Below are 15,080 nucleotides of genomic sequence, written 5' to 3' on the forward strand. Positions count from 1 at the left end.
CAGGATCAAGGAGTTTCGCAGAGTCTGCACGCGCTATGACAAGACCGACGTCATGTTCTTGGCGTTCATTCAATTTGCGTTTGTAGCCATATGGCTAAATTAGTATCAACAGTCTCTAAACTGCCTCCGTGAGAATAATCACGGGGGCCTTTTCTTACCCCGGAGGCGGCTATGCCAAGAAAGCCAAAGCGCCCCTGTTCACATCCCGGCTGTCCAAATTTGACTGACAGCCGCTTCTGCCCTGCGCATCAGCAAGAGGAAAACAGGCACTACGAAAAGTACCAGCGCGACCCCGGCACGAAAAAACGTTACGGCAAAGAGTGGAAAGCCATCCGCGACAGGTACGCCGCTTTGCATCCGCTTTGTGAAGAGTGCGGGAAAGAAGGCCGGCTCACGCCAGCGCAGGAAGTGCACCATATCCTGCCCTTGTCACAAGGCGGCGCCCATGAGGATGGTAATCTCATGAGCCTGTGTACTGTCTGCCACTCCAGGATTACCGCCAAAGAGGGCGGGAGATGGCGCGAAAAATGAAAGAGCGTCGTATCAAAGCTCTGCATGGGTAGGGCGCAACCAATCTCTGCGGCTTTGAAAGCCCGCTATGGGCGCGTCCTTTCGTGAAAATTTTTTGGAAATCAAAAATCAAAAAATAAATCAAAAATCAAAAGAGGCCGACGCTACGCAGGTTTTTCTAAAATCAAGGAATCAAGGGGCATCACAAAAATCAAAATCGGAATGGGGCGACGCTTATGCCCAGCGGAGGGTATCGTCCGGGGGCAGGCCGCCCCAGGAAAAAACCAATGGACAAGAAACTTGAAGGCAGGCCGGCAACCTGCGCGGCGAAGCCGAAGCCGCCCGTCCAAAGGACGGCGCCGCAAAACGTCATGGCGGAGTATTTCTCCATGGCCATGAAGGAGTGCGAAAAGGAAGTCCCCTCGGCGGGCGCCCTGCGCGCCGAGATTGAGGAATATATCGCGGCGCGGGGTTGCGAAGGGCACGTCGCGCCGCAGACCATAACCGACTACGTCCTGAACAGGCAGGGTTTTCTTGCCTGCGAGTGTATGAACAGAAAAATAGGGCGCATGACCAAGGAACTGAAGCTCTCGCCCTACGTCACGGCGGGCCAAGGCTATTACAAAGCGATGCAGGGAGATTTCAACCTCATAACGCAAATCATCAACAGGCATGGCAACACGCAGAGTGAAGAGAAAAACGAGTTTCTGGAACTGCTCAAAAACAGGGGGTTCTGATTATGACATCAAAAAATTTATCTGGGCAGAAATTTGGGCGATGGGCTGTAATCGCTCCCACCACGGAGCGCAGAGCATCTGGGGCAATTAAATGGTTGTGCAGGTGTGAATGCGGAACTCGTCGCACGGTATCCTCTACCAGCTTATTAAGCGGAGCATCGCAGGGCTGTGGTGGGAGATGCCGTGTGCGCATAACAAACACATACGAAAGCTCCAATGACGGAACAACACTTGTCGGATGCGCCGATGGACGATCATTCATGGTCGATACTTCCGATATCTTATTGGTTGCTCAATATCAGTGGTGGATTGATAGGAACGGATATGTGAAATCGAAAGTCAACAATCACCAGTTGTTGATATCTCGTTTTCTGCTCGGTGTCTACGAGAAGAGCGGATCTGTATTTGTGGATCACATATCAGGGGATACGCTCGACAACCGTCGCAGAAACCTTCGAATATGCCAACCGAGCGAAAACATCAAGAATCGAAAGCTAAACGCAAACAACAAGACGGGATATAAGGGTGTCAGCTTGCATCGAAAGCTAAGAAAGTATCGGGCGGATATTCGAGCGGGAGGCGGCAAAACGATATATCTTGGCGTTTACGATTCACCAGAAGAAGCGGCTGCGGCATACGACCGAGCCGCTTCTTTGCATCACGGACAATTTGCGCGCACTAACGCGCAAATACAAGGAGACCCGCGAAATGATAATAGCCAAGCGCTATGAAATGGTTCCACTTGACGACATAGTTGCATATGCAAGAAACGCACGAAAGCACTCAAAAGAACAGATTATGCAGATTAGAGCAAGTTTTCGGGAGTTCGGTGTCCTCTCTCCTTGCTTGGTTGATGAGAAATACAACTTGATAGCAGGACACGGACGGCTTGAGGCTGCTCGCGCCGAAGGGCTAACCGAAATCAACTGCGTCGTTGTCGAGGGGCTTACCGATGCGCAAAGAAAAGCGTTCATCATCGCCGATAACCGTCTGGCGCTAAACGCCGGATGGGACGAGGAACTCTTGGCTCTGGAATTCGGGGAACTCAAAGACCTCGGCTTTGACCTCGAACTGACCGGCTTCGACGTGGCCAGCAAGGAGAAGGCCGCCACCCTCATGGGCAGGGACTACAAAGACATGCAGGCGGCAATCACTCCGCAGTACGCCGTCAGAAGGCTCACGCCGACCGAGTGCGCCCTGCTCCAGGGTTTCCCGCCCGACTGGTGCGCATATTTAGAAACGCCGGCGCCTGACGAAGAAGAAATATCCTTCTGGATGGAAGTCTTTGAAACCTATAGGCTTGCCGCGGGAAAAAGCAGTAAACCCAAAAGCCGGCGCCAAATTGTCAAATGGCTGCGAAACCCTCACAGTGACAGCGCCGAATACAAGATGTGGGGCAACGGCGTGGCGCTTCCCTGCGTATGCTTTGTTCTTGGCGGCATTGTCCGCAACGCGGAGCAATGAACCTTGTTTTGCCTGATTTTTATATTTATATTTCTCAAAACACGCTTGTTATTACAGCCGAAAAGAGTGATATATATAACCACCGAAAGGGCGCACAGCCCTGCGGAATCAGGCAAAACGGAGGAATTCACAATGAAACTAAGCTATAACGTAACGGGTCAGGAACGCAAATCGCTGGTGGGCGCTGTCCGTCAGGAACTTAACGCCACGACCAAGTATCTCGGAGCGCCTACCTTCGCCTACGAAGTCGGCGGCTACCACATCGACAAGGTTGGCACGGTCGTCGGAATGGATGGCGAGGAACTGGTCGGCAAACTTGCCGCCCAAGGATTCACGGGCGAGGTCGAGTACGACAACCTGCCCCTTTGCGAAAAGGAAACCCCAGCGTTCGGGCTTGACGTCCACCGCTCCGATCCCGCCGGCGAGGACGGAAGGCAAGCGAGCGACGTTCCCGAAGCCACAGAGTCAGACCGCCTGACGGTGGAGTTTCCGCTCGAAGGCTTCTCGCCTGAAGCCATCGACAACCTGACCAAGATGGTCACGGCGAAGGAAGCCCTCATAAAGGCGGCTCTCGGCGCGGAGGACATTTCCATCAAAATGACCGCCGAGGCGCTCCGGTTTCCGTGGTTCACGCTGAACGACCCAAGCGAGGCCGCCTACTACGTGCAGTTCGTCTTTGCCCTTTGTCGGACGGCGAAGGAGAAAAAGCGCGTCACCGCCAAGGAGCGCGACGTGGAAAACCTGAAATACGCCATGCGGTGCTGGCTGCTCGCATTGGGTCTCATCGGCGGCGAGTACAAGAACGCCCGTAAGCTGCTCCTTGCCAATCTCGGCGGCAACGGCAGCTTCAAGGGCGGCAGCCGCCCGACCTATACGGCGCGCCTCTACACCTATCCAAACGGCGAGGAAGGCGAGTCTATGGAATGCGAGACTTTCGACTTCACATCGCTTGCCAAGGCGAAAGCCAAGTGCGATGAATTCGCCGCCGAATGCGAAAGCATAAAGTACGCCGGCGCGCACGTTGAGGACGATAACGGCAAATATGTTTATGAGTTGCTTTGCGACTGAGGGGGAACTGATAATGAACTTTCCAAACAAAGAAACGGTCGAGCGGGTACGCAAACAGTACCCGCAAGAAACAAGGATTGAGTTAGTGTCGATGAACGACCCCTACGCCACACTTAAGCCCGGTGACAGAGGCACAGTATTCCATGTGGACGATGCCGCTACGGTCTTCGTGAACTGGGACAACGGCTCCACCCTCGGCGCGGTCTACGGCGAGGACGAGATAAGGCTTCTTTCCAAAGCGGAACTCGTGAAGTGGCAATGCCACATGGTGGCGAAAACGGGCCGCACGAATATGTTCGACAGCAAGGCGGCTTTCGAGATTGCCTTGGAGCTGGGCTTCGACGAACTCGCCGACTTCATCTTCATGGACACCAAAGCCTACGGGACGCTTATTTTGACGGGTGAGTTGAGCGACGGCGACCTCAAGGAATGGCCGTAAAGTACAACAAACACGGCGGCTTCACAGCCCCGAAAGATTGTACGCTTTATATCGCTTAAAAGACTTGCTATTATAGCGGTTTAGAGTGATATATGTGTATGCCGCAAGGCACACAACACTTTTCCCAAGGAGGTCACCACCATGACAAACCAACTTCACCTGAACCAAACGGTACGCAACCTCGGCGTCCTCGCCAAGGTCGTCGGCTTCCACCAAATCACAGGCGACCCGGTACTCCGCCCGCTCTGGAACGACGGCACACGCTGGCTTGCCGACGCCGCCAAGTGCGAGGCGGTCGACGAAGCATCCGCCGAAGCCTACCGCCACAAGAACGGGCTTATCGCCCTCGAAGGGAGGGCTTGAGATGGACTGCCGCAAACTGGTCAAGGAGCAGCTCGGCGAGGGCTTCACCTTCAAAAAGGCTTACAACGCCTTTGAAAACGGCGAACTTAGGATTATCGCCACGGACGCTTACGGACGCGAACACCGCTACCTTCTGGTCGACGGCAAGTTGACCGAGAAACCTTAAGGAGGACAAAACAATGTGGAACGAAGGGGTTATTACCTGCCCGGAAACGAACGGAAAATACAAATACTGGGTCAAGCATTTTGAGGAAGGATCGAAGTTCGGCATCGACGGCGGGCGCATTTCAAAGCTGACCATCCGCAGACTGGGTGAAAGCCGCGACCTTTACAACTATGACCGGGGGCTTGACACCGACTGCGCCAACGACGAAGTCAGGGCGGTTTAAAACATTATTCTCAGCAAGTACAACTAATCAGGAAAACAATCTGAGGGCGCTCCCTTCCGGGGGCTGTTCCTCGTTGCCATAGATTTCATGAGACTGCGGCCGCGGTCTTTTTATTTGCCCATTTCACAGAAGGGAGGCTCGCCGGTGGGCGGCTACAAATATCTACCGACAGCTTTAATACTTCCCACATCGCGTTACGACAAGCGGCGAGCCGACTTCGCGGTGAACTTCATATCCATGCTGAAGCATACCACCGGCGAGTGGTGCGGGAAACCGTTTCGGCTCATGCCGTGGCAGGAGCGGATAGTCCGCGACATCTTCGGCATCGTGGACGCGGACGGCTACCGGCAGTTTCGCACCGCATATGTTGAAGTCGGCAAGAAAAATGGCAAGAGCGAACTGGCGGCGGCAATCGCCCTCTATCTTCTCTTTGCCGACGGTGAGGCGGGCGCCGAAGTCTATTCCTGCGCCGCCGACATCAACCAGGCGAGTATCGTGTTCAATACGGCCAAAGCAATGGTGGAACAATGCTCAGACCTGAACAAGATTTCCAAACTTGTGCCGTCCACCAAGCGGATAATCTTCCCGCACACAAACTCCTTTTACAGAGTGCTGTCAAGCGAAACCAAATCAAAGCAGGGGTTCAACGTGTCGGGGCTTATTTTCGATGAGCTGTTCGCGCAGCAAACCAGAGAACTTTTCGATACCATGACCAAATATACGGGCGACGCGAGGCGCCAGCCGCTGTACTTTCTCATTACCACGGCGGGCAGGGACAAAACAAGTATCTGCTACGAAATTCATTGCAAGGCTCAGGCCGTGATTGACGGCTCAAAAATTGACCCGGCGTTCTATCCCGCAGTGTTCGGCATCAAGGACGGCGACGACTGGCAGGACGAGCGGGTATGGCGGCGGGTGAATCCGTCTTGGCGTGACCATACCCTTTGACACGGTACAGGCGGCTTATGAGCAAGCCAAACAGAACCCCGCCGAGGAGATGCATTTTCGGCAGTTCCGCTTGAACGAGTGGTGCAACGCCGACATCCGCTGGCTGCCTATGGACAAATGGGACGCCTGGGGGAGGAAATTGACTTTACAAACTATGAGGGGCGCGACTGCTACTGCGGCCTCGACCTTTCCAGCACGGGCGACTTCACGGCGCTGGCATTGGTGTTCCCGCCAAGCGGCGATTGCCCAAAGTACACTGTCCTGCCCTTCTTCTGGCTATCGGAGGAGGCCAAGACCTGAGAACCCGGCGCGACCACGTACCCTACGCCGTGTGGAAGAAGATGGGCGTGTTCAACACGACCGAGGGCAATGTCGTGGACTACGACTACATAGTCGCGTTCATCGCCAAACTGTCGGAGCGGTTCAGGATAAGGGAAATCGCCTACGACCGCTACGGCGCGGAGAAAATTCGCAGGGATTTAGAGGAACTGGGCGCGGAACACGGCTTCGTCGTGTTCCCGTTCGGGCAGGGCTTTATTTCAATGTCGCCGCCAAGCAAGGACTTCTTCCAGTTTGTAATGGAGGGCAAGATACGGCACGGGAAACATCCCGTACTTGACTGGAACATGGCAAACGTCATTGTTGACCAGGACGCGGCGGGCAACATAAAGCCCAACAAGAAAAAATCCACCGAGAAGATTGACGGCGTTGTGGCGTTCGTGATGGGGCTTGCAAGAGCCACGCTCGGCGGCCGGGCCGTAGAGAGCGTGTACGACGGGAGGGGGCTGCTAATACTATGAAAACATTAAGAATTCAGGTTAGAATAGTAAGTTTCTTAGTGCGCAATTCGTTCCCAAGATAAAAAATACAAGTGCCACAACTGCGCATAACGCAGGAAGAAAGTACAGTATCTGCATATGTTTAGGCGTTTTTCCATTTATATATTTTTCTTCTTTATAAAAGCTTTCCCATATTTTTTTTGTTTCTTTATCAAAGTTGGCCGCTTCGAGAGATTGGAAAATATATGTAAATCCTAAAGACGCTACTGTACTGATAAGTCCGAAAGAGAACCATCTTACGGCATAAAGCAATACTTTTAATGCATGAGGGATATCATTGCCCGCAGTCGGCCAATTATGCGTAAGTATAGAAAGCAAGGCAATGATGGCACAGCCGTTCATGAAAAATAGGTACTTTAGTGTATTTTTGCCATATGTCATGGCGGCGGTGAAAAGCATTTTTTCTTTATTGCGCAAATCTTGTGATAAAAGCTGCATTCTTTTATTCTGCAAATCTATTCTTTTTAAGTATCGTTCGTGTTGGTGCTGAAGTTCCAATTTTTTAAAAGCATATTCATAATGCGTACTCATAGCAAACACTCCTTGTTTTACTTACTTTGATAACAACAGCAACTTCAGTATTATCCTATACTTATATTATATTTCCAACGTAATCTTCACAACAATTTTCCGGGGGACGCAATTTGAACATTTTATCATATTTCTTTAAATTACGGGACAAACCGCACAACTTACTTGGCGGATATTTCACTTTCCTCTTTGGTCCAACATCTTCCGGCAAGGCAGTGAACGAGAAGACGGCCATGCAGACGGCCGCCGTGTACACCTGCGTGAGAATACTCTCCGAATCCATCGCCGGGCTGCCCCTTCACGTCTACAAGTACAAAGACGGCGGCGGAAGCGGCGCGCCCCGGAGCATCCGCTGTTCCAAATACTCCACGGCGCCCCCAGCCCTGAGATGACTTCCTTCGTCTTTCGGGAAACCCTCATGACACACCTGCTCCTCTGGGGCAACGCCTACGCCCAGATTGTCCGCGACGGGAAAAACAGGGTTCTTGGCCTCTCCCCCCTCCTGCCTGACCGGATGGAAGTCAAAAGAGCGGCGGGCGGGGAAATCTTCTATTCCTATCGCCGCAGTTACGAGGAGAGCCGACTTGATCCAACAAGCGGCACAGTAATACTATCCGGGGAAAACGTGCTGCACATCCCCGGCCTCGGCTTTGACGGGCTCGTCGGCTACTCCCCCATCGCCTTGGCCAAGAGCGCCGTTGGCATGGCCATAGCCACCGAGGAATACGGCGCGGCGTTTTTCGCCAACGGCGCCAGCCCCGGCGGGGTATTAGAGCATCCGGGAGTGCTGAAAGACCCGCAGAAGGTGAAAGACTCCTGGAACAGCCTGTACAGGGGGAGCGGCAACGCCCACCGGGTGGCAGTTTTAGAAGAGGGGATGAAGTTTTCGCCCATAGGCATACCGCCCGAGCAGGCGCAGTTTCTGGAAACGAGAAAGTTCCAGATAAACGAGATCGCCCGGGTGTTCAGGGTGCCGCCCCACATGGTCGGTGACTTGGAGAAGTCCAGCTTCTCGAACATTGAACAGCAGTCGCTGGAGTTTGTCAAATACACACTCGGCCCCTGGGTGTGCCGCTGGGAGCAGTCGCTCAACCAGGCGCTGCTGCTGCCCTGGGAGAAAGCGGAATATTTCATCAAGTTCAACCTTGACGGCCTCTTGCGCGGGGACTACCAAAGCCGGGTGCAAGGCTACGCCATCGGCAGGCAGAACGGCTGGCTTTCCGCCAACGACATCCGGGAACTGGAGGACTTGAACCTCATACCGGAAGAGGAAGGTGGGGATTTGTACCTCATCAACGGCAACATGACAAAACTTAAAGACGCCGGGCTGTTCGGCGGCAGGGATGAGAACAGGCAGTGAAAAGATTCTGGGACTGGGTTAAAAACGAAACAGCGGGCGAGAACAGGATTCTGCGACTTTACGGCGTCATCGCCGAAGAAGGCTGGCTGGGCGACGAGGTGACGCCCAGGCTGTTCAGGGAGGAACTGCTTGCCGGCGAGGGGGACATCGATGTCTGGATACATTCGCCGGGCGGGGAGGCGTTCGCCGCCGCGCAGATCTACAACATGCTCATGGACTACAAATGCAAGGTCACGGTCAAGATAGACGGCCTGGCAGCCTCCGCCGCCTCGGTCATAGCCATGGCCGGCAGCCGGGTGCTGATGTCGCCCGTGTCCGTCCCGATGGTTCACCGCTCCTCCATGATAGCGGCGGGCGATTCGGAGGAAATGCTAAGAGCCAAGGCGCTGCTCGACGAGGTGGACGAGAGCGTGGCCAACGCCTACGAGCTAAAGACCGGCCTGCCCCGCGCCAAGATAGCGAGGATGATGGCCGCCGAAACCTGGATGAGCGACTACAAGGCGGCGGAGCTTGGCTTCGCGGACGAGGTGATGTTCACGGGGGACAGAACGCCGCAGAACTTTTCGGCGGGCTTCGTCTTCTCCCACCAGGCGGCGGACAGCCCGCCCGCCGGAAACTTTATGGAAAGAACGGGCGGTACAGAGGAAAAGCCGGGCGGACGGGTGAAGGCTGCCTCGCTTTATCAGCGGCTTAACCTGCTCCGCCGCTGAATGTGTTGCCGCAAAAAAAAATATATGCATTATGGACTGGAGGAAAACCGCATGAACCAAATATTAGAACTGAGGGAAAAACGCGCCAAAGCATGGGACGCGGCCAAGGGATTTTTAGAGAGCAAACGCGGAGAAAATGGGCTCATGCCCGCCGAGGACGCCGCTATCTATGACCGCATGGAAGCGGACGTGGTGGCTTTAGGCAAAGAAGTTGATCGTCTGGAGCGCCAGGCGGCCCTTGACCGGGAACTGGAAAAGCCCGCGAGCGAAAGAATAACAAACAAACCCTCTCCGGGCGGCGAAGAGGAAAATCCCGGCAGATCCGCCGCCGCCGCCTACAAACGCGCCTTCTGGAACGCCCTGCGCGGGAAACTGGTGCCGGACGTGCAGAACGCCGCAGCTCGGAACCGACACTGAGGGGGGCTACCTCGCCCCGGACGAGTTTGAGCGCACCCTTGTTGAAGCCTTGGAAGAGGAAAACATTTTCAGGAAATTAGCCAATGTTATTACAACTTCCTCCGGCGATAGGAAGATACCGGTGGTGGCGGGCAAAGGCACAGCCTCCTGGGTGGACGAGGAAGGCGCAATCCCGGAGAGCGACGATTCTTTCGGGCAGGTGTCCATCGGGGCGTACAAGCTGGCCACCATGATTAAAGTTTCCGAGGAACTCCTGAATGACTCTGTTTTCAATCTTGAAAGCTACATCGCCAAAGAGTTTGCCAGAAGGATTGGCGCGAAAGAAGAGGAGGCCTTCTTTACAGGCAACGGCACAGGCAAGCCGCTCGGGATTCTCGCCGCGACCGGTGGCGGCCAGGCTGTCGTCACCACTGCCGGGGCGACGGCCATAACTTTAGACGAAATACTGGATTTGTTCTACAGCCTGAAATCCCCCTACAGAAAAAATTCCGTCTTTGTTTTGAACAACGCCACCGTAAAAGCCATCCGCAAGCTGAAGGATTCCACAGGCCAATATCTCTGGCAGCCGTCCATCAAGGAAGCCACGCCTGACACCATTATTAACCGTCCCATGCACACTTCGGCCTACATGCCGGCAATGGCCGCAGGTGCCAAGACCATTGTCTTCGGCGACTTCTCCTACTATTGGGTGGCCGACCGCCAGGGCAGAGTATTTAAGAGGCTGAACGAACTGTTCGCCTCCGCCGGGCAGGTGGGCTTCATGGCCTCCCAGCGGGTGGACGGGCGGCTGATTCTCCCGGAAGCGGTGAAGATACTCCAGCAGAAGGCTTCCTGATGCAAGGGAAAATGGCCAGCCTCTTAAACGAAGCCAAGGCGCACCTTGGCGTCACTTCCGGTGAGGACGATGCCCTCATAAAAAGTTACCTGCGCGCCGCCCTCGACTACGCCGAAAAGTATCAGCACCGCGCGGCCATTATGTACGCAGCTCCCTGTCTCCCGGCACCAGGCAGGCCGTCCTCATGCTGGCCGCCCACTTTTACGAGAGCAGGGACGGCTCGACCGGGGGCTTTTTCGCCGGCAACACCCACGCCGCCCGCGAAACATGGAACGCCGCCAACTCTCTTTTGCGACTTGACCGGGACTGGCGGGTGTAGCCATGCGCTTAGATAAAAGGCTTTCCATCTTGAAACCCGTGTACACGGACAACGGCTCGGGCGGCCAGGATGTGGAATACATTGAGGATGGAACCCTGCTGGCGAACGTGAAGGAATTGGAGCCAACAAGCGCAAGCGTCCGGGGCAAGGAAGTGAAGATAGCCAAGTATGAGGCCGTCGCGAGAAAACAAGAAATGCGGGCGGACTGGCGGCTTGTGTATGAAACCCATGTGCTGGAAGTGGAATACATAGGTAATATTGGCGGCGACCCGCCCTTTTACCTGAAAATATCTTGCCGGGAAGCGAGGAACGCATGAGCGCGCGCGGGGATTTTGTCCGCACAAAAGTAAAAGGGATAAAGTAAGCCTTGGACAGCATCGGCAAGTATGACTACAAGGTACAGCTGGTAGCCGAGGAAGCCATAAACAAAGGCATAAAGAACATAAGCCGCCTGGCCAAGAACCGCGTCCCGGTAAGATCGGGAAAACTAAAAAAATCCGGCCGCTCGCGCTTTGACAAAAAGAACATGAGCGGGCGGGCGCAGTTTAACGCATCCTACGCCCACATTGTGGAGTTCGGCGCAAAGGGGCACAAGGTGAAGCCCAAAAACAAAAAAGCCATGACCGTAAAAGGCCAGGGCGAAACAACCTTAACAAGCAAAGAGGCCAGCGTTCCGGCTCTCCCGGCGCGGCCTTTTTTGTTTCCCTCTTTCCAGGAGGAAGTACCGAGCATAGAAAAAGAAATACGGGAGGCAATGAAAAAACCGTGATCAGACGCACGCCGCTCTTAGAACTGCAGACGGCTATATATACCCTGCTGAAATCCTACGGCGCGCCGGTTGTGGACAACCCCGCCCAATTGCCGGAGGGGACGTATATAAACATCGGGGAGTACACAGGCAGGCCGGAAAGCAGCAAAGACAGGTTTATTCAGGACGTTACCCTTAATCTTCATGTGTACAGCACCCAGCGGGCAAAAAAGGAAGTAAACGACTATCTTAACGCCATTACCACCATACTGGAAGCGGCCATGCCGGAAGACATCGGCAACGGCGGGAAACAAATCCCCGCGCCCTGGGTACGCTAAGCATTTTAAACCAAAAATACGCAAAGGAGTGAGAAATAATTGCCACAGATAATTCTGCCGGATTTCCCCAATACATCCGAAGCGACGGTAGGCAAAGACTATTTAATTTTTATAAAAACAGGCGCGGCGACGCTGGAAGCCTCCACCTACAAACTTATCGGCGGGCAAAGGGGCGGCGACAGAAGCGTAAAAGCAAACGAAATAGATGCCTCGGACAAAACCTCGGACGGATGGGGCTCATTTTTGCCTGGCACAAAAGAGTGGACGATAGACCTTGACCAGATTGCCATCTTAAATGACGAGGGCGCGGACACCCTGATGCAGGCACTCCTCAATGACAAAAAAGTATACATTTTACAACGCCACGCGAGCGGCAAAGCGGTCAAAGGCTGGATGAGCTGCCTTGAGCAGACGCTCGGCTCGCCGCACGATGATGTCGGCACTATTTCCGGCTCCTTGAAGGGCGTGGGCAAGCCGGAATTCGTGGACAACGAGCCTGACCCGCTGGCCGAAGATGATGAGGATTAGGAATTATGTTCTTATACATTCAACGCCGCTTTTTAGACCATCTGTTTCTAACACGAAAGATGCGTTGAATGCCTTTAGGCTCAGACCCTTTGCGCAATGTCTTTTTCCAGTCGGGAGGAAAACCGATATGCTTTAATTGCACCACTTGCGCATATTGTTCAGTCAGAGCGGTTATTTCAGATAGAACCTCAGCATCCCACTTGCGTTTGTCAGGGTAAAGCTCCTTTGCAGCCAATATAGCTCCAAACAGTCGCCGCTTGCTGTCCGCGCTTGCGTTAGCAAAACCGGCGGGGATCGCACTAAAAATACGGTAATATAACCTGCCATAATGGGCGCAAATGTTGCGCAAGTCAGTATAGCAGCGCAGCCAACTCTTAACATTCCCCGGCATTGAGTTAAAAAGGCTTTTGGCGAGATACTTTTGGTCGGGAACAAGCAAGTCGGCATAAAATTTAGACAGCATGCCGAAAGTGAATATTTCCATTATTACCCAGATGGGGAAAAGTCCGGCGTATTTTTGATTATGGTGCCGCACAAAAAGTGTCGTGCTGTTGTTTTGTTTTTCTTTATCTATATGCGCAATAAATTTGTCATGCGAGTGCGAACTGTTGTAGTTATTGGCATCTAAATAGCCGGCTGCGCCATATTTGTGCGCGTGGTAATAAGCGATTTGCGCCTTCACGTAGACTTCAATTTCTTCAATGGCAGAAAAAAGAACGCGGCGCAGTTTCATGTCAAATTCGTACATTTTGAACACTGTATAGAAATTGGTTCCCGGCCTATAAGCGCCGTCAGCCTGCTTGAAAGGCAGAAAATATGCGGAGAGTCTGTAATAGTTAAGTTGCGACAAAACTTGTTCACAGAATTTCTCATCTGAAATAGTGCAACCCCTGACGCGCAACTTTTCCATCTGCTGCTTATAGGACGCAGGCTGTTTCAACAATCCGAAAATCTCCCAGCAAAAAAATGTCTCCCCTGGGACACATCACACATTACTGTGGAGAGGTGCGGGGAGTCCTGTTGTTTATATTATTGCATTGCGCATGGCACAGTCCGCGCTTTGCGACGCCACGGCTATTGACGCTGAACTCGCCGAGTTGAGGCGTGAGGTAGAAGTCCATCGCTGAATTATCACGTAAGGCAATCTACGAGAACGCCAGAACCACCCAAAACCAGGCGGATTTCAACGAGCGCAACAACGGCTATCTCGAACGCCACCGCAAAGCCACAAAGTGGGTTGACGAACTGGAAACCGCCAAGTGCGAGCGTCTCGCCAAAACTAAAACTCTCGACCGTTTCATCGCAGACATTGAGAAAAGGCTGCTCGTCCTTACCAAGTGGGATGAAGCCTTGTGGCTTGCGGTAGTGGACAAGGTTACGGTCGCTATGGACGGAACCATGACATTTACCTTCCGCAACGGCGCGGAGGTCGCCGCCTAACTGAAAACGAAAACTCACGGCTCGCCGCCCCAGGGTCCCCAACGAATCCGCAGATTCGTTGGGGTGGGTCAAACGGGCTTTTTCGTGCTTTCAATCGCCCCTAAAACAGCCAATTTCAAATGTTTGAAAACATAGGCACGGGCAAGGCAAATCGTTAAATTTGAACACCCCTGACGGGGCAATCGTTAAAAGACACTCGGAAACCGCTACGGTTTAAGTCTTGTAACCGCTGAAAAAGCCCTCCGCCCCTAACCAACTATTGATACAGCCCAAAGCCCCGAAGGCGAAAAAGACCAGTATTACCAGACTTTCGGGCAAAACAAAAACCACCTACCGACAAAATTTCTTTTATCAATAGATGGTGAATGTTTTGGTGGAGGCGAGGGGAGTCGAACCCCTGTCCAAAAGCATTGACGCAAGACTTTCTCCGGGCGCAGCCGCTTGTTTGAGCGTCGTTCATAAAGCGCCAGGCGGCGGGCTCTTTATTCACCAGCCCAGATTAATTTCCCGCAAGGCTCCTCCGGGCGAAAAGCCACACGGTAGCCCACGAAATGACGCCTCATCCGGGTTAGTGGGCGCAACCCGGCGAAACGTTAACGGCTTAAGCCGCTAATGCAAAATTATCTTCTGCGTTTATAAAGGCCCACCGTTTTACGGTCTGATGGAACACCGGCTCGCTTATCTTGCCACAACTGCCCCTGTCGAAACCAGTACGCCCCCGGTTTCTCGAAAGGATCTGATTCGTACTTTAATGAGTATAGCATGTCCATAGGCAAAAAACAATACCGCCTGGGGCGGCACACGGAAATCAATTTTCAAAAAGCGCAGGGAAGACAAAACATATAGTAATTCAGTCTGACAATTATAAAGTCAGGTATAACGCAAAAAAACATTGCGATATGGCGGACACCAAGTCATCCGTTCCCGGCAAAATGTCGGCTGTCTCCCGCTTCATGTTTGCCCGGGGTTTTTCTATGGGGCTCAAGTCAGGCGAATATGCCGGCAAAAACAGGATGCGCGCCTCGTGCCTCCTCGCCAAGCCCTTGGGCTTCTTCTTTCGGGAAGGCTGCCCTGTCCAAGATCATGCTTGACTTACG

At 53.4% G+C, this 15,080-nt stretch carries 23 protein-coding genes, 1 other RNA gene and 1 pseudogene; 21 read left to right on the forward strand and 4 right to left on the reverse strand.

Annotated elements, in window-relative coordinates:
- Window positions 1-171: 171 nt before the first annotated feature.
- The 12 genes from LBO03_06860 (at window position 172) to LBO03_06915 (ending at window position 6,718) form a co-directional block, all read left to right on the forward strand.
- The gene (locus LBO03_06860) at window positions 172-531 is read left to right on the forward strand and encodes an HNH endonuclease (protein ID MDR3349308.1); all 360 of its coding nucleotides are present in this window, start codon (window positions 172-174) and stop codon (window positions 529-531) included.
- A gap of 266 nt (window positions 532-797) precedes the next feature.
- Complete coding sequence (locus LBO03_06865; protein MDR3349309.1) at window positions 798-1,247, forward strand: hypothetical protein; 450 nt, start codon at window positions 798-800, stop codon at window positions 1,245-1,247.
- 185 nt (window positions 1,248-1,432) lie between these two features.
- A complete protein-coding gene (locus LBO03_06870; GenBank protein MDR3349310.1) occupies window positions 1,433-1,978 on the forward strand; it encodes an HNH endonuclease in 546 nt (181 codons plus the stop codon).
- Window positions 1,956-2,711, forward strand: coding sequence for a ParB N-terminal domain-containing protein (locus LBO03_06875; GenBank protein MDR3349311.1), 756 nt, complete (start codon window positions 1,956-1,958; stop codon window positions 2,709-2,711). Before LBO03_06870 ends, LBO03_06875 begins: the two co-directional genes overlap by 23 nt.
- Window positions 2,712-2,843: 132 nt before the next feature.
- Window positions 2,844-3,779 (forward strand): hypothetical protein, encoded by a 936-nt coding sequence (locus tag LBO03_06880; protein ID MDR3349312.1) that lies wholly within the window; start codon window positions 2,844-2,846, stop codon window positions 3,777-3,779.
- Window positions 3,780-3,792: 13 nt separating this feature from the next.
- The gene (locus LBO03_06885; GenBank protein MDR3349313.1) at window positions 3,793-4,218 is read left to right on the forward strand and encodes a DUF4314 domain-containing protein; all 426 of its coding nucleotides are present in this window, start codon (window positions 3,793-3,795) and stop codon (window positions 4,216-4,218) included.
- Window positions 4,219-4,359: 141 nt separating this feature from the next.
- Window positions 4,360-4,581: a hypothetical protein gene (locus tag LBO03_06890; protein ID MDR3349314.1), complete on the forward strand. Its 222-nt coding sequence runs from the start codon at window positions 4,360-4,362 to the stop codon at window positions 4,579-4,581.
- A 1-nt stretch (window position 4,582) separates the two neighbouring features.
- On the forward strand, window positions 4,583-4,747 hold the full coding sequence (locus tag LBO03_06895) for a hypothetical protein (GenBank protein MDR3349315.1): 165 nt from the start codon (window positions 4,583-4,585) through the stop codon (window positions 4,745-4,747).
- Between the two features lie 13 nt (window positions 4,748-4,760).
- Window positions 4,761-4,970, forward strand: coding sequence for a hypothetical protein (locus LBO03_06900; GenBank protein ID MDR3349316.1), 210 nt, complete (start codon window positions 4,761-4,763; stop codon window positions 4,968-4,970).
- Between the two features lie 144 nt (window positions 4,971-5,114).
- Window positions 5,115-5,918, forward strand: a complete 804-nt coding sequence (locus LBO03_06905) for a terminase large subunit (GenBank protein ID MDR3349317.1) — start codon at window positions 5,115-5,117, stop codon at window positions 5,916-5,918.
- A gap of 117 nt (window positions 5,919-6,035) precedes the next feature.
- Window positions 6,036-6,218 carry a hypothetical protein gene (locus LBO03_06910; protein ID MDR3349318.1) on the forward strand — a complete coding sequence of 61 codons (183 nt, stop codon included), beginning with the start codon at window positions 6,036-6,038 and terminating at the stop codon, window positions 6,216-6,218.
- Window positions 6,161-6,718 carry a terminase large subunit gene (locus LBO03_06915; protein ID MDR3349319.1) on the forward strand — a complete coding sequence of 186 codons (558 nt, stop codon included), beginning with the start codon at window positions 6,161-6,163 and terminating at the stop codon, window positions 6,716-6,718. The genes LBO03_06910 and LBO03_06915 overlap by 58 nt, the downstream gene beginning before the upstream one ends.
- Before the next feature lie 18 nt (window positions 6,719-6,736).
- Here the strand turns inward: LBO03_06915 and LBO03_06920 are convergent, their stop codons facing one another.
- Window positions 6,737-7,288 carry a hypothetical protein gene (locus LBO03_06920; GenBank protein MDR3349320.1) on the reverse strand — a complete coding sequence of 184 codons (552 nt, stop codon included), beginning with the start codon at window positions 7,286-7,288 and terminating at the stop codon, window positions 6,737-6,739.
- A gap of 277 nt (window positions 7,289-7,565) precedes the next feature.
- Between LBO03_06920 and LBO03_06925 the strand changes: the two genes are divergently transcribed.
- The 9 genes and pseudogenes from LBO03_06925 (at window position 7,566) to LBO03_06965 (ending at window position 12,543) form a co-directional block, all read left to right on the forward strand.
- The gene (locus LBO03_06925) at window positions 7,566-8,648 is read left to right on the forward strand and encodes a phage portal protein (protein ID MDR3349321.1); all 1,083 of its coding nucleotides are present in this window, start codon (window positions 7,566-7,568) and stop codon (window positions 8,646-8,648) included.
- A complete protein-coding gene (locus tag LBO03_06930) occupies window positions 8,645-9,358 on the forward strand; it encodes a Clp protease ClpP (GenBank protein MDR3349322.1) in 714 nt (237 codons plus the stop codon). Before LBO03_06925 ends, LBO03_06930 begins: the two co-directional genes overlap by 4 nt.
- Before the next feature lie 51 nt (window positions 9,359-9,409).
- Window positions 9,410-9,775, forward strand: a complete 366-nt coding sequence (locus tag LBO03_06935) for a hypothetical protein (GenBank protein MDR3349323.1) — start codon at window positions 9,410-9,412, stop codon at window positions 9,773-9,775.
- Window positions 9,669-10,610 carry a phage major capsid protein gene (locus LBO03_06940; GenBank protein ID MDR3349324.1) on the forward strand — a complete coding sequence of 314 codons (942 nt, stop codon included), beginning with the start codon at window positions 9,669-9,671 and terminating at the stop codon, window positions 10,608-10,610. Before LBO03_06935 ends, LBO03_06940 begins: the two co-directional genes overlap by 107 nt.
- An 11-nt stretch (window positions 10,611-10,621) precedes the next feature.
- Window positions 10,622-10,929: pseudogene (locus LBO03_06945) on the forward strand (head-tail connector protein).
- A gap of 2 nt (window positions 10,930-10,931) precedes the next feature.
- On the forward strand, window positions 10,932-11,246 hold the full coding sequence (locus LBO03_06950; protein MDR3349325.1) for a head-tail adaptor protein: 315 nt from the start codon (window positions 10,932-10,934) through the stop codon (window positions 11,244-11,246).
- 50 nt (window positions 11,247-11,296) lie between these two features.
- Window positions 11,297-11,698, forward strand: a complete 402-nt coding sequence (locus LBO03_06955; protein MDR3349326.1) for an HK97 gp10 family phage protein — start codon at window positions 11,297-11,299, stop codon at window positions 11,696-11,698.
- Entirely contained in the window at window positions 11,695-12,015 is a 321-nt protein-coding gene (locus tag LBO03_06960; GenBank protein ID MDR3349327.1) for a DUF3168 domain-containing protein, read from the forward strand. The genes LBO03_06955 and LBO03_06960 overlap by 4 nt, the downstream gene beginning before the upstream one ends.
- 39 nt (window positions 12,016-12,054) lie before the next feature.
- On the forward strand, window positions 12,055-12,543 hold the full coding sequence (locus tag LBO03_06965; protein MDR3349328.1) for a phage tail protein: 489 nt from the start codon (window positions 12,055-12,057) through the stop codon (window positions 12,541-12,543).
- A 19-nt stretch (window positions 12,544-12,562) separates the two neighbouring features.
- Here the strand turns inward: LBO03_06965 and LBO03_06970 are convergent, their stop codons facing one another.
- The 3 genes from LBO03_06970 to ssrA form a co-directional block, all read right to left on the reverse strand.
- A complete protein-coding gene (locus tag LBO03_06970; protein ID MDR3349329.1) occupies window positions 12,563-13,486 on the reverse strand; it encodes an Abi family protein in 924 nt (307 codons plus the stop codon).
- A gap of 188 nt (window positions 13,487-13,674) precedes the next feature.
- Window positions 13,675-14,001, reverse strand: a complete 327-nt coding sequence (locus LBO03_06975; protein ID MDR3349330.1) for a hypothetical protein — start codon at window positions 13,999-14,001, stop codon at window positions 13,675-13,677.
- Window positions 14,002-14,354: 353 nt separating this feature from the next.
- Window positions 14,355-14,703, reverse strand: a transfer-messenger RNA (tmRNA) gene (gene ssrA, locus LBO03_06980).
- Window positions 14,704-15,080: the final 377 nt, after the last annotated feature.

Source organism: Acidaminococcales bacterium (assembly GCA_031290885.1).
In the GTDB taxonomy this organism is placed as follows: Bacteria; Bacillota; Negativicutes; order Acidaminococcales; family JAISLQ01; genus JAISLQ01.

Coding starts and splice junctions, on each gene's coding strand:
- LBO03_06900 (MDR3349316.1), top strand. CDS start 4,761: ATGTGGAACGAAGGGGTTATTACCTGCCCGGAAACGAACGGAAAATAC.
- LBO03_06875 (MDR3349311.1), top strand. CDS start 1,956: ATGATAATAGCCAAGCGCTATGAAATGGTTCCACTTGACGACATAGTT.
- LBO03_06860 (MDR3349308.1), top strand. CDS start 172: ATGCCAAGAAAGCCAAAGCGCCCCTGTTCACATCCCGGCTGTCCAAAT.
- LBO03_06895 (MDR3349315.1), top strand. CDS start 4,583: ATGGACTGCCGCAAACTGGTCAAGGAGCAGCTCGGCGAGGGCTTCACC.
- LBO03_06950 (MDR3349325.1), top strand. CDS start 10,932: ATGCGCTTAGATAAAAGGCTTTCCATCTTGAAACCCGTGTACACGGAC.
- LBO03_06890 (MDR3349314.1), top strand. CDS start 4,360: ATGACAAACCAACTTCACCTGAACCAAACGGTACGCAACCTCGGCGTC.
- LBO03_06920 (MDR3349320.1), bottom strand. CDS start 7,288: ATGAGTACGCATTATGAATATGCTTTTAAAAAATTGGAACTTCAGCAC.
- LBO03_06910 (MDR3349318.1), top strand. CDS start 6,036: ATGGGACGCCTGGGGGAGGAAATTGACTTTACAAACTATGAGGGGCGC.
- LBO03_06885 (MDR3349313.1), top strand. CDS start 3,793: ATGAACTTTCCAAACAAAGAAACGGTCGAGCGGGTACGCAAACAGTAC.
- LBO03_06865 (MDR3349309.1), top strand. CDS start 798: ATGGACAAGAAACTTGAAGGCAGGCCGGCAACCTGCGCGGCGAAGCCG.
- LBO03_06880 (MDR3349312.1), top strand. CDS start 2,844: ATGAAACTAAGCTATAACGTAACGGGTCAGGAACGCAAATCGCTGGTG.
- LBO03_06935 (MDR3349323.1), top strand. CDS start 9,410: ATGAACCAAATATTAGAACTGAGGGAAAAACGCGCCAAAGCATGGGAC.